The organism is Streptomyces sp. CY-1 (assembly GCF_047218265.1).
Taxonomy (GTDB): domain Bacteria; phylum Actinomycetota; class Actinomycetes; order Streptomycetales; family Streptomycetaceae; genus Streptomyces; species Streptomyces niphimycinicus.
On the sequence record NZ_CP178393.1, the window covers coordinates 8,319,647 to 8,333,941 of the forward strand.

The 14,295-nt window shown below is 70.9% G+C and carries 10 protein-coding genes; 6 read left to right on the forward strand and 4 right to left on the reverse strand.

What is annotated here, in order from left to right; translation table 11 throughout:
* Window positions 1-61: 61 nt before the first annotated feature.
* Window positions 62-1,912, forward strand: a complete 1,851-nt coding sequence (locus ACK1X7_RS35775) for an alpha-L-fucosidase (protein ID WP_413116144.1) — start codon at window positions 62-64, stop codon at window positions 1,910-1,912.
* Between the two features lie 63 nt (window positions 1,913-1,975).
* Here the strand turns inward: ACK1X7_RS35775 and aceB are convergent, their stop codons facing one another.
* Both aceB and ACK1X7_RS35785 read right to left on the reverse strand, forming a co-directional pair.
* Complete coding sequence (gene aceB / locus ACK1X7_RS35780; RefSeq protein WP_385137982.1) at window positions 1,976-3,595, reverse strand: malate synthase A; 1,620 nt, start codon at window positions 3,593-3,595, stop codon at window positions 1,976-1,978.
* Between the two features lie 126 nt (window positions 3,596-3,721).
* Complete coding sequence (locus tag ACK1X7_RS35785; RefSeq protein WP_385137980.1) at window positions 3,722-4,330, reverse strand: nucleotidyltransferase family protein; 609 nt, start codon at window positions 4,328-4,330, stop codon at window positions 3,722-3,724.
* Window positions 4,331-4,603: 273 nt separating this feature from the next.
* Between ACK1X7_RS35785 and ACK1X7_RS35790 the strand changes: the two genes are divergently transcribed.
* Complete coding sequence (locus ACK1X7_RS35790) at window positions 4,604-4,921, forward strand: DUF5955 family protein (RefSeq protein WP_361501354.1); 318 nt, start codon at window positions 4,604-4,606, stop codon at window positions 4,919-4,921.
* A gap of 66 nt (window positions 4,922-4,987) precedes the next feature.
* On the opposite strand, the gene ACK1X7_RS35795 is transcribed toward ACK1X7_RS35790, so the two are convergent.
* A complete protein-coding gene (locus ACK1X7_RS35795) occupies window positions 4,988-5,779 on the reverse strand; it encodes an IclR family transcriptional regulator (protein ID WP_385137978.1) in 792 nt (263 codons plus the stop codon).
* Window positions 5,780-6,000: 221 nt separating this feature from the next.
* Between ACK1X7_RS35795 and ACK1X7_RS35800 the strand changes: the two genes are divergently transcribed.
* The 4 genes from ACK1X7_RS35800 to alc all read left to right on the forward strand — a co-directional run bounded on the left by ACK1X7_RS35800 (window position 6,001) and on the right by alc (window position 11,063).
* A complete protein-coding gene (locus tag ACK1X7_RS35800) occupies window positions 6,001-6,744 on the forward strand; it encodes an aspartate/glutamate racemase family protein (protein WP_385137976.1) in 744 nt (247 codons plus the stop codon).
* 155 nt (window positions 6,745-6,899) lie between these two features.
* Window positions 6,900-8,399 carry an NCS1 family nucleobase:cation symporter-1 gene (locus tag ACK1X7_RS35805; protein WP_390792816.1) on the forward strand — a complete coding sequence of 500 codons (1,500 nt, stop codon included), beginning with the start codon at window positions 6,900-6,902 and terminating at the stop codon, window positions 8,397-8,399.
* A 142-nt stretch (window positions 8,400-8,541) separates the two neighbouring features.
* Window positions 8,542-9,918, forward strand: a complete 1,377-nt coding sequence (gene allB / locus ACK1X7_RS35810; protein WP_413116936.1) for an allantoinase AllB — start codon at window positions 8,542-8,544, stop codon at window positions 9,916-9,918.
* A complete protein-coding gene (gene alc, locus ACK1X7_RS35815; protein ID WP_390792817.1) occupies window positions 9,915-11,063 on the forward strand; it encodes an allantoicase in 1,149 nt (382 codons plus the stop codon). The genes allB and alc overlap by 4 nt, the downstream gene beginning before the upstream one ends.
* Before the next feature lie 13 nt (window positions 11,064-11,076).
* Here alc and ACK1X7_RS35820 read toward each other — a convergent pair whose 3' ends face one another.
* Window positions 11,077-14,280, reverse strand: a complete 3,204-nt coding sequence (locus tag ACK1X7_RS35820; RefSeq protein ID WP_390792818.1) for an NACHT domain-containing protein — start codon at window positions 14,278-14,280, stop codon at window positions 11,077-11,079.
* Between the last annotated feature and the right edge of the window lie 15 nt (window positions 14,281-14,295).

Consider the following 14,295-nt stretch of genomic DNA (forward strand, 5'->3'; position numbering starts at 1 on the left):
AGGTTCCCGTACGCGGCTGGCCAGCCCTCCTGTCCGACCACCCATGAGCACAGGAGCCGCCATGCGCACGTCCAGACGACGGGCCGTCATCCCTCTCCGAGCGCTCAGCCTTCTGCTCGGCATGGTGCTGGCGACGATCCTCAGCGGCCCTTCCGCCGCCACCGCGGCGCCGGCGGCGCCGACCGCGGCGCGGGAGCCCGGACCCGGCACCGACTACGCGACCGACGATCCGTTCACCTCCGACCGCACCGGCTGGTGGCGGCAGGACCGCTTCGGGATGTTCATCCACTTCGGCGCCTACTCCCAGTTGGAGGGCGAATACCAGCGGGCGGACGGGACCGTCTGCCGCGACGCGGAGTGGATCAAGCGAAGCTGCCAGATCCCGATGAGCGAGTACGAGGACGCCGCCCAGGACTTCGATCCCGCGTCCTTCGACGCCAAGGCCGTCGTCAAGGCGGCCAAGGACGCCGGGCAGCGCTATATCGTCATCACCTCCAAGCATCACGACGGATACGCGATGTGGCCGACCAAGCAGAACACCTGGAATCTGCGCGACCACTCCTCATTCGACCAACGGCGCGACATTCTGGCCGAGTTGAAGTCCGCCGCGGACGCCGCCGGGATCAAACTCGGCTTCTACTACTCGATCTGGGACTGGCACGACCCCGACTTCGCCGACCCCGCCACCTTCCCCCGCTATGAGAAGCGGATGTACGCCCAGCTCAAGGAGCTGATCGACGGCTACCATCCGGCACTGCTCTGGTTCGACGGGGAATGGGACGCGGACAACCCCGCCAACACCTGGTCCGCCCAGGACGGCGAGCGGCTTCAGACCTATCTGCACGGGCTCGACCCCGATCTGATCACCAACAACCGGGTCGGCAAGCGCCGCGTGGTCGACGGCGACTACGGAACGCCCGAGCAGGAAATCCCGGACGCGCCCGTGGCCGGGCAGTTGTGGGAGAGCTGTATGACCCTCAACGGCCACTGGGGCTTCGCCAAATACGACCAGGACTGGAAGTCGCCCGCCACCCTCACCCGCAATCTCCTCGATATCGCGAGCCGCGGCGGCAATTACCTCCTCAATGTCGGCCCCGACAAACTGGGCCGTGTTCCCCAGCCCTCCGTCGACCGCCTTCGCGAGATCGGCTCCTGGCTGCGGACCTCGGGCCAGGGCCGCGCGGTGTACGGGGCCGGGGCCACCGGGCTGGTCGACGAGCCGTCCTGGGGCGCGGTCAGCCGGTCGGGCGACCGGCTGTACGCGTCCGTCACCGCCTGGCCCGCCGCGGGGCGGCCCCTCCACCTCACCGCCAGGGCGCCGTTCACGGTGACCGGCGCCCGGGTGCTGGGCAGCACACAGCGGGTCGAGGTGGCGAAGGCGGGCGACGGCTTCGATCTCACCCCCTCCGGCGGACCGGCCGACCCCACCGCCTCGGTGATCGAGCTGACGGTGAAACCGGCCCCGGCGGCGCCCGAGGGCCGGGGTCAGGGGCTGCGGGAGGAGGTCTTCGCCAATGAGACCTTCACCGGGCCCCCGGCGGTCACCCGGACCGACCCGGCCGTCAACCACATCTGGAGGTTCGCCGGCTCCCCGGCCGCCGTTGTCCCCACCGACCACTTCGGCGTCCGCTGGACCGGCTTCCTCCAGCCCCGGCACAGCGAGACCTACACGCTCACGACCGTCTCCGACGACACCGCGCGGGTGTGGATCGACGGCCGTCTGGTCATCGACAACACCACCCCGCATGAACCACAGGTCGACAAGGCGACCGTCGCGCTGCGCGCCGGAACCAAGCACGCCATCAAGATCGAGTACACCGAGCAGACCGGTGAGGCCCATATGAAGCTGCTGTGGTCCAGCCCCAGCGTGCCCCAGCGGATCGTGCCGCGCTCCCAGCTCTACACGCCGTAGCGCCGGCCGGGGCCCCGGACCGTATCCGTACGGTCCGGGGCCCTCGCGGCCGAACGGGCCCGATCAGCCCAGCAGTTCGTACGCGGGCAGCGTCAGGAACTCCGTGTAGTCCGCGTCCAGCGCGACCCTCAGCAGCAGATCGTGCGCCTGGCTCCACCTGCCCGCGGCGAAGGCGTCCTCGCCGACCTCCTCGCGGATCGCCGCCAGCTCCTCGGCGGCGACCTTACGGACAAGATCGGCCGTGACCTTCTCGCCGTTCTCGAAGACCACTCCCGCGTTGACCCACTGCCAGATCTGGGAGCGGGAGATCTCGGCGGTGGCCGCGTCCTCCATCAGGTTGAAGATCGCGACGGCGCCGAGGCCGCGCAGCCATGCCTCGATATAGCGGGTGCCGACCTGCACGGCGTTGCGCAGGCCGTCATGGGTGGGCCTGGCGTCGAGCGACGCGACGTCGATCAGCTCGGCCGCGGTGACCCGGACGTCCTCGCGCAGCCGGTCCTTCTGGTGCGGCCGGTCGCCGAGGACCGCGTCGAAGGAGGCCCGGGCGACCGGGACCAGATCCGGATGGGCGACCCAGGAGCCGTCGAAACCGTCGCCTGCCTCACGGTCCTTGTCGGCCTTGACCTTGTCGAACGCGACCGCGTTGACCTCGGGGTCACGGCGCGAGGGGATGAAGGCCGCCATGCCGCCGATCGCGTGCGCGCCGCGCTTGTGGCAGGTGCGGACGAGCAGTTCGGTGTAGGCGCGCATGAACGGGGCGGTCATCGTGACCGCGTTGCGGTCCGGCAGGACGAAGCCGGGGCCGCCGTCGCGGAAGTTCTTGACGATGGAGAAGAGATAGTCCCAGCGGCCCGCGTTGAGCCCGGAGGCATGGTCGCGGAGCTCGTAGAGGATCTCGTCCATCTCGTACGCCGCCGTGATCGTCTCGATCAGAACGGTGGCGCGGATCGTCCCTTGCGGAACCGAGAGATGGTCCTGTGCGAAGACGAAGACGTCGTTCCACAGGCGGGCCTCGAGATGCGACTCGGTCTTGGGGAGGTAGAAGTACGGCCCCTTGCCCTGGGCGAGCAGCCGGCGGGCGTTGTGGAAGAAGTACAGCCCGAAGTCGACCAGGGCGCCGGGGACGGGGCGGCCGTCGGCGGCCCGCAGATGGCGCTCGTCGAGATGCCAGCCGCGCGGCCGGGTGACGACGGTGGCCAGCGCGTCGTCGGGACGCAGTGCGTAGCTCTTGCCCTCGGGGGAGGTGAAGTCGATCCGGCGCTCATAGGCGTCGATCAGATTGAGCTGGCCGCCGATCACATTCGCCCAGGTGGGGGCGGAGGCGTCCTCGAAGTCGGCGAGCCAGACCTTGGCGCCGGAGTTGAGGGCGTTGATGGTCATCTTGCGGTCGGTGGGGCCGGTGATCTCCACCCGGCGGTCCTCGAGGGCGGGCGGGGCGGGGGCGACGCGCCAGTCGGGGTCCTCCCGGATATGGGCGGTCTCCGGGAGGAAGTCCAGGGTGCTGGTGCGGGCGATCTCGGCGCGGCGCTCCGCGCGGCGCGCGAGCAGCTCGTCCCGGCGCGGGGTGAAGCGGTGGTGGAGCTCGGCCAGGAAGGCCAGGGCCGCGTCGGTCAGCACCTCCCCCTGACGCTCCAGCGGTTCGGCGTCGACGATGGCCAGCGGGGAAGGCGCTGGTGCGGACATGGGCCGTCACTCCTTAGACGAGTCCTGGCTGGACGCTCGCAGTCATTTTGTCTAGTGGATAATAAGTTTCTCATGGTGGAAGTTCAATCTTCTGTTGAAGGTCGCGTCCATGGCCCCCTCGACGTCTCATTCCAGCAGCGTCAAGTCCTCGGGGGTGTCGATGTCGTCCGTACGGGCGATATCCGAGCAGTCGACGAGCGTGATCGCGGACCGATGCGCCCGCAGATAGGCGCGTGCCCCCCGGTCGCCCTCCGCACTCGCCGTGATATCCGCCCACCGGTCCGCGCCGAACAGCACCGGATGCCCCCGCTCCCCGCCGTACGCGGCGGCCGCCAGGGTCGACGGCGAGCGATACGCGGCCACCACCCGCGCCACCGCCTCGGCGCCGATCCCCGGCTGGTCCACCAGCGCGATCAGCGCCGCCCGCGCCCCCGTACCGGCCAGTGAGCCGAGCCCGGCCCGCAGCGAGGAGCCCATGCCCTGCTCCCAGTCGGGGTTGTCGACCAGGACGTACCCGGGCAGATGGGCCCGTGCCCGTACGGTCCCGGCCGCGGCGCCCAGCACGATGTGCACGGGCGCGCAGCCGCCCTCGCGCAGCGCCCGCGCGGCGTGCTCCACCAGCGGCCGCCCCCGATGCGTCAAAAGGGCTTTCGGCCGCCCGCCCAGCCGCCGGCCGCCCCCGGCCGCCAGCACGATCCCGGCGACCTGCGCGGAGTCATCCGTTGTGCGATCCATGCGCCCTGCTTACCGCACCTGGGGGCCGTGCGGGGGCTTCATCCCAGCCGGTCTGATTTTCGCTCTCCGTATAGCGCGTCGTGCACTGAGTGGCGTTAACTGATCCGCGGCCCCTTGTGTCCGAATCCACCTGAGGTGGAGGGTTGGGGCGGCCATGCGGGAAGGGGGCAGGCTGTGCGAGAGGGCGCGAGGGGGCGAAGGGCAGTGTTGGCCAACGATGGCGCGAGGCTCTGGGGTGATCCCGGTGCCTTGTCAGTGGAGGGCGCCGCAGTCGTGGAAGCCAGGCGAGTGGCGGGCACCGATGACGATCCGAGGGCGGCCGAGCTGCGCCGTGCCGTGGCCCGGCTCAGGCGTGACCTGGCCGCCCACCCGGCGGAATTACCGGACCGGGCGATCGCCGACGACGAGCTGGCCGCGCTCGACGCCATGGCCCGCACCGGCGCGCCGGAGCTGCACCGCCTGCGCCGCTCGCTGCTGCTCATCGCGGGCGCGCTGGGCTCGGTCAGCGCACTGGGCTCCGCCCTGACGGGCGTCCGCGCGGCGATCGACCAGTTCAGCAGCGCGCCCCGGACGGGCATAGGGAGGGACTGAGCCGGGTGGCCCCACCGAGCCGGGCGGCGGCCCCGTGCCGCGCCCGCCGCCGGTGGCGCTCCGCCGTCAGGCGGAACCCGTGCTGGCCAGCGCCCCCGACAGCTCGACCGCGACCTCCTTGAGGATCGGCACGATCCGCTGGGTGGCCTCGTCCGTCACCCGGCCCGCCGGGCCCGAGATGGAGATGGCCGCCGGTGCGGGGGAGTCGGGCACCGGCACCGCGAGGCAGCGCACCCCCATCTCCTGCTCGTTGTCGTCCACCGCGTAGCCCAGCTCAAGGACCTGCCGCAGCGCGTCGAGGAACCCGTCCGGCGAGGTGATCGTCTTCTCGGTCACCGCGGGCATGCCGGTACGGGCCAGCAGGGCGCGCACCTCCTCGGGCGGCGTGCTCGCCAGCAGCGCCTTGCCGACGCCCGTGGTGTGGGGCAGCACCCGCCGCCCGACCTCGGTGAACATCCGCATCGAGTGGCGCGAGGGCACCTGCGCCACGTACACCACCTCATCGCCGTCCAGCAGCGCCATGTTCGCGGTCTCGCCGGTCTCCTCCACCAGCCGCGCCAGATACGGCCGCGCCCAGGTGCCCAGCAGCCGGGCCGAGCTCTCGCCGAGCCGGATCAGCCGGGGCCCGAGGGCATAGCGGCGGTTGGGCTGCTGACGGACATAGCCGCAGGCCACCAGCGTGCGCATCAGCCGGTGAATGGTGGGCAGCGGCAGCCCGCTGCTGGTGGACAGCTCGCTCAGCCCGACCTCGCCCCCGGCGTCGGCCATCCGCTCCAGCAGGTCGAAGGCGCGCTCCAGGGACTGGACGCCACCGGATCCGGCGGTGGTGGCGGCGGTCTTGGACTCAGCGGACGGCACGTCGGCGACTTCCTTTCACGGTGGCGGCGCCGGCCTCGCACACGCGTAGGACGCCGCGGCCGACCGGCCACGGGCAGCCTACCCGTCCGCGGCGACCTCCCTGTAGCCGCTTGTCAACGATCTCGGTCCGATCCATTGACGGGGGTGACCACGCTGACTAATTTCTGCATCCCGAAAAGTTACTTCCATCTTATGGAAGATAAAGTCGTCGCGGGAGTGCTATGCGCATCCTTGTGCTGAATCCCAACACCACAGCCGCCATGACCGCCACCATCCGGGAGCTCGCCGAGGCCAGTGCGAGCCCCGGCACCACCATCGTGGCCACCGAGCCGCTGTGGGGCCCCGAATCGATCGAGGGTCACTTCGACGGGTATCTGAGCGCCGCCGCCGTACTGGACCGGCTGACGACGTTCGACGAACCCTTCGACGCGCTGGTCATGGCCGGGTTCGGCGAGCCGGGACGGGAGGGGGCGCAGGAACTGCTCGACGTTCCGGTCCTCGACATCGCCGAGTCCGCCGCCCAGATGGCCATGATGCTCGGCCATTCCTACGGCGTCGTCACCACCCTCGACCGGGCCGTGCCGCAAATCCGGGACCGGCTGCTCACGGCCGGTCTGCTGGGGCGCTGCGCGGGGGTGCGCGGCACCGGTCTTGGCGTACTGGAGCTGGAGGCGGACCGGGAGCGGACGGTCGAGGTGATCGTGGCGAGGGCGCGGGAGGTGGTGGAGCGGGACGGCGCCGAGGTGATCTGCCTGGGCTGCGGGGGCATGGCCGGGCTGCGGGAGCGGGTCTCGGAGGCGCTGGGCGGTCTGCCCGTCGTCGACGGGGTCGCCGCCGCCGTGAAGTTCGCCGAGGCGCTCGTCGGGCTGGGCCTGTCCACCAGCAAGGTGCGGGCCTTCGCCCCGCCGCGGCCCAAGACCATCGTCGGTTGGCCGATCGGCGAGGGCCGCCCAAGCGCCCCGTGACCCGGCCCGGGATCGGAGCCGACGCACGCCGGCGCCGGTGCCCCGACGCCGTGGGAAACGCCGGTGTCATCGATCGGCAACGCCCGCACGTCACCGTCATGCGGAAGAGACGGGCCGCGTGACGGCAGTTCCGCACCACCCCTTCGGAGGGCACCATGGCAGCACCCCAATCGCCCGACCCCCGCCTTTACAACGAGGACCTCGCGCCCGCGGAGAAGCGGAGTTGGGGGACGTACAGCATCTTCGCCCTGTGGATGTCGGACACCCACGCGATCAGCAACTACGCCTTCGCGGCAAGCCTGTTCGTCCTCGGGCTGCCCACCTGGGAGGTGTTCCTGTCCCTGCTCGCCGGCATCACCATCGTCTACTGGCTCATGAACCGCATGGGCCACGCGGGCCACCGCACCGGAGTGCCCTTCCCGGTCCTGGCGCGGGCCAGTTGGGGGGTGTACGGGGCCAATATCCCGGCGCTGATCCGGGCGGTGATGGCGGTCGCCTGGTACGGCATCCAGACCTGGCTGGCCTCCGAGGCGCTCATCCTGCTCGGCGTCCAGCTCGCGCCGGGGCTCGCGGCGTACGACCACAACTCCATCCTTGGCCTGTCCACCCTGGGCTGGGTCGCGTTCCTGGTGATGTGGCTGCTCCAGGCGGTGCTGCTGACCCGGGGCATGGAGTTCATCCGCAAGGTGCAGGACTTCGCCACCGGCCCGGTGGTCTGGCTGGTCATGCTCGCGCTCGCCGTATGGCTGGTGGTCAAGGCGGGCGGCGACATCTCGCTCACCCGCAGTCTGACCGGGCTGAGCGGCGGCGAACAGCTCCACCAGAGCGTGATCGCGGTCAGTCTGACCGTGGCCACCTTCCTCACCCTGGTGCTCAACTACGCCGACTTCGCCCGCTTCACCCCGGACCACCGTTCCTACCGGCGCGGCAATCTGCTGGGGCTGCCGGTGAATTTCACCGCCTTCGCCGTCGTCTCCGTACTGATGACGGCGGGCACGATCTCGGTCTTCGGCACCGCGATCGCCGATCCGGTCCATGTCATCGCGCGGATCGACAACCCGGTGGTCACGGTGGTCGGCGCGCTGTCCTTCATGATCGCCACGATCGGGATCAACGTCGTGGCGAACTTCGTCTCACCCGCGTACGACTTCGCCAACCTCGCCCCCAGGCACCTGGACTTCCGGCGCGGCGGCATGGTCACGGCGGTGCTCGCGATCGTCGTATTGCCGTGGAAGCTGTACTCCAGCCCGGTCGTCATCCAGTACTTCCTGGGTGGCCTCGGCGCCTTCCTCGGCCCGCTCGTCGCGATCCTGCTGGTCGACTACTACCTGGTGCGGCGCGGCCGGATCGATGTCGACGCCCTGTTCAGCGCGGACGAGGCGGGGGCGTACTACTACCGCCGGGGCTTCAACCCCGATGCCGTCATCGCCTTCGTGCCCGCGGCCGCCGTCTCCGCGGTGCTCGCGCTGGTCAGGTTCTTCGCGGACGTCGCCCCGTTCTCCTGGTGCTTCGGGCTGGTCATCGCCGGGGGCATCTACGGTCTGAGGTCCGCGAAGGCCAGGGTCGGCGGCGCGATGGCCCAGGCGCTGATCACCTCGCAGGTCACCTCGCAGGTCACGACGGGTGGAGTCTTGACCCGCCCGGTGGCGGAGTAAAGACTTGCCGTGCTCAACGCCCAATGGAAAGCTAATTCCGTATAGCGATAGGTTGGTGACGGTGTTCGACCTGGATCGGGAAGAGCGTTCGGAGCCGGGCGTGGTGCCGGAACCGGACCTGGTGCTGCGCTCACGACGCGTCATGACCCCGGACGGCCCGCGCGCGGCTTCCGTGTCCGTCGCCGACGGCCGCATCGTGGCTATCGGGCCGTACGACACCCCGGACCCGGATGGCGCGAGGGTCGAGGATCTCGGCGACGACGTCCTCCTCCCCGGCCTCGTCGACACCCACGTCCATGTCAACGACCCCGGCCGCACCGCCTGGGAGGGGTTCGGCCCGGCCACCCGCGCCGCCGCGGCCGGCGGCGTCACCACCCTTGTCGACATGCCGCTCAACAGCATCCCGCCGACCACCACCGTCCCGGCCCTGGAGGTCAAACGGGCCGTCGCCCGGCGGTCGGCCCATGTCGACATCGGGTTCTGGGGCGGCGCAGTGCCCGGGAACGCCCCGGATCTGCGGCCGCTGCACGACGCGGGCGTCCTCGGCTTCAAGGCGTTCCTGCTCCCCTCCGGTGTGGACGAGTTTCCGCCGCTCGCCCCCGACCAGCTCCGGACCGCCCTCCGCGAGATCGCGGGCTTCGGCGGACTGCTGATCGTCCACGCCGAGGACGCCCGCCTCATCGACGACGCCCCACCGCCCACCGGACCGCGCTACACCGACTTCCTCGCCTCCCGCCCGCGCGCCGCCGAGAACGAGGCCATCGCGGGCCTCATCGCCCTCGCCCACGAGCTGGACGCCCGCGTCCACGTCCTGCACCTCTCGTCCGCCGACGCGCTGCCGCTGATCGCCGACGCCCGCCGTAAGGGCGTCCGGATCACCGTGGAGACCTGCCCGCACTTCCTGACCCTCACCGCCGAGGAAGTCCCGGACGGCGCCACGGAGTTCAAGTGCTGTCCGCCCATAAGGGAGGCCGCCAACCAGGACGCGCTGTGGGCGGGCCTGGCGGCCGGGGAGATCGACTGCGTCGTCTCCGACCACTCGCCCTGCACGGCCGACCTCAAGGTGGACGACTTCGGGCGGGCCTGGGGCGGCATCTCCTCGCTCCAGCTCGGCCTCCCCGCCGTCTGGACGGCGGCCCGGCGGCGCGGCCACACCCTTCACGACGTGGCCCGCTGGATGTCCACCGGCCCCGCCGCGCTCGTCGGTCTCGACCGTAAGGGCGCCATCGAGGTCGGCCGGGACGCCGACTTCGCGGTCCTCGCCCCCGACGAGACCTTCACCGTCGACCCCGCCGCCCTCCACCACCGCAACCAGGTCACCGCCTACGCGGGCAGAACGCTGTACGGCGTCGTACGGTCCACCTGGCTGCGCGGCCGGAAGATCGCCGACCATGGCGCGACCACCGACCGTGGCGCGACCACCGACCGTGGCGCGACCACCGACCGTGGCGCGATCGCCGACCGCGGCGCGACGAGCGAACCCACCGGCCGACTCCTGGAAAGGCAGCCCCGCACATGACCGCGCCGACCCCCCGCTTCACCGGTGACGCCGCCCCGTACGGCGGTGGCGATCCGTACGCCGACTACCGGACCGCCGACCTCCCCTTCACCCACCTCGTGGACCTGGCCGACCGGCGGCTCGGCGGCAGCGTGGTCGCGGCCAACGACGAGTTCTTCGCCGAGCGCGAGAATCTGCTGAGGCCCGAGCCCCCGCACTTCGACCCCGCCGCCTTCGGCCACAAGGGCAAGGTCATGGACGGCTGGGAGACCCGGCGGCGGCGCGGAGCCTCCGCCGACACCCCGCATCCGGCCGAGGACGACCACGACTGGGCCCTGATCCGCCTCGGCGCGCCCGGGGTCGTCCACGGCATCGTCGTCGACACCGCCCACTTCCGCGGCAACTACCCGCGGGCGGTGAGCGTCGAGGCGACGGCGGTGGACGGCACCCCGTCCCCCGAGGAACTCCTCGCCGACGACGTCGTATGGACCGAACTCGTCCCCCATACGCGGATCGGCGGCCACGCGGCCAACGGCTTCCCCGTCTCCGTGGCCCGCCGCTTCACCCACCTCCGCCTCAAGCAGCACCCCGACGGCGGCATCGCCCGCCTCCGCGTCCACGGCGAGGTCGCCCCCGACCCGGCGTGGCTCACCGCACTCGGCACCTTCGACGTGGTGGCGCTGGAGCACGGCGGCGCGGCCGAGGACGCCTCCGACCGCTTCTACTCCCCGCCCGCCAACTCCATCCAGCCCGGCCGCTCCCACAAGATGGACGAGGGCTGGGAGACCCGCCGCCGCCGCGACACCGGCCACGACTGGGTCCGCTACCGCCTCACCGCCCAGGCGTCGCTGCGCGCCGTGGAGATCGACACCGGCTGCTACAAGGGCAACGCACCGGGCTGGGCGGCGCTGTACGGCCTCGACGCCACCTCCGGCGCGGACCCGGCCGACCACACCTCCCCGTCCTGGACCGAACTCCTGCCCCGCACCCGCCTCCAGCCCGACACGGTCCACCGCTTCGTCCTCGAGGCGGCCCCGCCGGTGACCCACGTCCGCATCGACATCTACCCGGACGGCGGCGTCGCCCGCCTGCGTCTGCACGGCACCCTGACCGAACACGGCGCGCAGGGGCTGGCCGCCCGCCATACGGAGCTGAGCGACGTCTGAGCGTTGTCTCCCCTCACCGGTAGCGGACTCGGATGCCGGGGCCGAGGTGTTCGGTCCCGGTGACGGTCTGTGTCCTGCCCACCAGGACGGTGAGCCGTGTCGGGGCCGTGCGCCCGGCCAGGGATGAGAGGTCCAAGGGGCCGGGGTTCGGGCCCTGGCATGCGCCGAAGAACACGATTTCGAGGGAGCGGACGGCGTTGAGCGGGCTGAGGTCCGCCGGAAGGGCGCAGCGGTAGAAGCTCAGATCCGGGATACGCAGGGAGGATAACAAGACGGGGAGGCATGCGGTGAAGCCGAAGCCGCCCAGCCAAAGTTGTTTGAAGATGGGCACCGCTGAAAGGCTCGCGAGGCTGCGCGGAGTCCCCGAGCCCGCCAGATACAGCTTGTCGAGTGACGGCAGATCGTGAAGAAACCCCAGGTCAGGATCACGAGGCAGATTTCCCAAGTTCAGTGTTGTCAAGGTCCCCGGCATGGGGATCTCGCTCACGGGAGGGAGAGAAGACCAGCCGGTGAGGCTCAATTCCTGAAGGTGTGTGAGCGCGTTCAACGGTGAGGCGTCCTCCAGTGCAGCGTCTCCGTTGATCGAAAGCGCGCTGAGCCGGGGATGGGCGGCGAGCGGACTCAGGTCGTTGTCGCCCACCAGCCGTGAGATCCACAGCGAGGAGAGTCCGGGGAGATCTGTGAGCGTCGCGAGGCCGGAAGTGAGCGGATGGCTGATCAATATCTTCCGTACGGATCGTAGCTTCCTGACCGCGGCCCACTGGCTGGGGTGGGAGAGCCTCAGCGTGACGCGTTCCAAGGGAAACCGGGCGAGCACGCGCTGGGCGTAATCGTCCGGGTCGAAATACTCCCAGGCGTCGGCGAGTTCTTGGTACGCACCGTCTCGTTGCGCCGCCGCGTAAGCATCCAGCACATCGAGCGCACTCTCGCCACCGATGAGCGCGGCGGTCCGCACGGCCGCCTTGGCGGCCGCGTCCGTCAGACCGTCCAGAGAGCGCGGCAGCCGGCTGAGGACCGGATCCCCCACAGCCGCGAGTGACACGGCGTCCTTCCGGCGCCTCGGCGGCACCAGCACCCCGAGGTTCTCGTCCAGTCGTGCCGCGAGCCCCTCCGGCACGGACTCCATCGTCTCCAGGCAGGACGCCGCCAGCAGCCGCAAGTTCCGCGCATGGCGGCGTTCGGCCTCCGCACGGTCGAGGATGCCGGTGACGAGTTCCTGCCGCTGACTGCGGTTGGCATGTCCGGCGGCCATGATGATGGTCTCCCGCCAGGTGTCCAGATGGGCCCGCTCGACCAGATTGCCGATGCGGTCCTCCGCCGCCGCCTCCTCTGCCGCCAGGTACTCCTGGAAGCTGCGGTGCAGGAAGTCGATGCGGTCCTCGGCGGGGACGCGCAGCACCCCCGAACGCGACACCAGGTGATCCAGCACTGCCTCGCCCTGGGCGTCCAGGTGGCGCATCGACGCCACCTTGACGGTGACATGGACCAGCGCCTTCTCCGTAGAAATCTCACTGCGGTTGTTGTCCGAAAGCCGCCACGCCAGATCCCGTAGCACGCACAGCTTGTCGGTCAGGCTGAGCTGTATGTCCAGCGCGCTGGGCACCCCGCGCTCCGCGTCACGGCGCTGCACCAGCAGTTCCAGAGCTATGCGATACAGCTCCATGCGGTTGCGCGGCAGCCGCCGGCGCCGCCCCAGGTGCAACACGCACAGCAGCGCGGCCAGCAGGGGGCTCGCTGCGAGCGTCCGCAGATGAGGGCGATCCTGGAGTGCCGCCAGCAATGCCCGCTCGTAGTGCGGCAACTCCTCCAGGGCGCACGGCAGATCACCGCCCTGAACTCCCACCGCCTGATGCCATTGTCGTACGAACGCCCGCAGATCCGCGGGCGTCATCCGCTCCAGCCCCACCGGGGCGAAGCCCTCCGCGCGCAGCCAGTCGCCGCGCGCGGCGGTCGGCCGGGACGTCACCACCGTACGGGTCTGCGGGTAGGCGTTGAGCAGGAGCCGCAGCCACTCCCGGACCTTGCGCCGTTCGCTCGCGACGAGTTCGTCCACGCCGTCGACGAGCAGCAGCACCCGCCCCGCCTGGAACTCACGGTCCATCCATGCCCGGGGCATATGGCCGGTCAGCGGCCCTGCCGTGGCGTCCAGCAGTTCCTCCGGGCGTGGCAGCTCGCGCGAGGCGTGATGCCGCAGTTTGACCAGGACGGGGACCAGGCCGTTCCACTCGGCCAGATCCCCGCTGAAGGCGCCGCGCGCCGCCGTGACAGCCAGCCAGTTGAGCAACGTCGTCTTGCCGGAACCCGCCTCCCCGCGCAGCAGAATGCGAGCCGACTCCTTCAGCGCCGCCTCGACCCGTACGCTCGCCGACGACTCCTGTTCGGCGCCGTTCCAGGAGCTGATGCCCGTCCGCAGCAGATGGTCCGGCCCACCGGCCGACCTCGACGCCGCCCGGCCGTCTCCGTCCGTGCTGACCCGCAGACTGATGTAGGCGACGGATAATCTGGTGCGCGGTGCCTGACCGGCCGTGAAGCTGAACAGCTCCACCTCGTCCAGGGTGCGGCTGAGGAACTCCAGGTACTCCCTGCGGAAGGCGGCGTCCTGATCCGCCCCCTGCGGTGCGTACAGCGATCTGGCGGGAAGCCGCTCCAGAACCCGGCTCAGCTCGGGGCCGAGCTCGCCCACCCGCCCCAGCAGTTCGGCGATCCCGCGCTCGGTGAAGACCGGGAGCCGTTGCAGGATCCGCACATAGCAGTCGCAGCACTCGGCCAGCAGCAGCTCGTAGAAGTGCATGGCCGCCTCGCCCAGCCCGGCGGGCGGGGGAGCGGAGGCCCGCACCCGGCGGGCCAGCTCGGCGGGGTTGGCGTCGGAACCGAGGATCGCCTCATCGGACAGGTCCGCGTGGGCGAACGCCGCCGTCACGGCGTCGAGCGCCGCCTGCCGTCCGCCCTCCTCCAGACCGCGGAACTCATGTCCGCACATGGGCTCAAGCCGCGCCGCGACCGCGTCCGCGATCTGCTCGAACTGCCGCTCCACGCCCCGCTGGGCCCGCAGCCCCGGCACCCGCCGCCGGACCAGAGCGGACATCTCCATCCGGCTCTCCTGCTCGCGCCGACGCGGTTCGAGCCATAACCGCACGACGCGGGTTGCGACCATCCGCCCGAGATTGATGGAAGCTGCCTCAGCACTCACTCCGCACACCCCTTCTGGCCGCACCACACCGGCTCCGACCCG

Excerpts from the sequence above, each read along its gene's own strand:
- ACK1X7_RS35775 (WP_413116144.1), top strand. The coding sequence starts at position 62 with ATGCGCACGTCCAGACGACGGGCCGTCATCCCTCTCCGAGCGCTCAGC.
- aceB (WP_385137982.1), bottom strand. The coding sequence starts at position 3,595 with ATGTCCGCACCAGCGCCTTCCCCGCTGGCCATCGTCGACGCCGAACCG.
- ACK1X7_RS35785 (WP_385137980.1), bottom strand. The coding sequence starts at position 4,330 with ATGGATCGCACAACGGATGACTCCGCGCAGGTCGCCGGGATCGTGCTG.
- ACK1X7_RS35800 (WP_385137976.1), top strand. The coding sequence starts at position 6,001 with ATGCGCATCCTTGTGCTGAATCCCAACACCACAGCCGCCATGACCGCC.
- ACK1X7_RS35805 (WP_390792816.1), top strand. The coding sequence starts at position 6,900 with ATGGCAGCACCCCAATCGCCCGACCCCCGCCTTTACAACGAGGACCTC.
- allB (WP_413116936.1), top strand. The coding sequence starts at position 8,542 with ATGACCCCGGACGGCCCGCGCGCGGCTTCCGTGTCCGTCGCCGACGGC.
- alc (WP_390792817.1), top strand. The coding sequence starts at position 9,915 with ATGACCGCGCCGACCCCCCGCTTCACCGGTGACGCCGCCCCGTACGGC.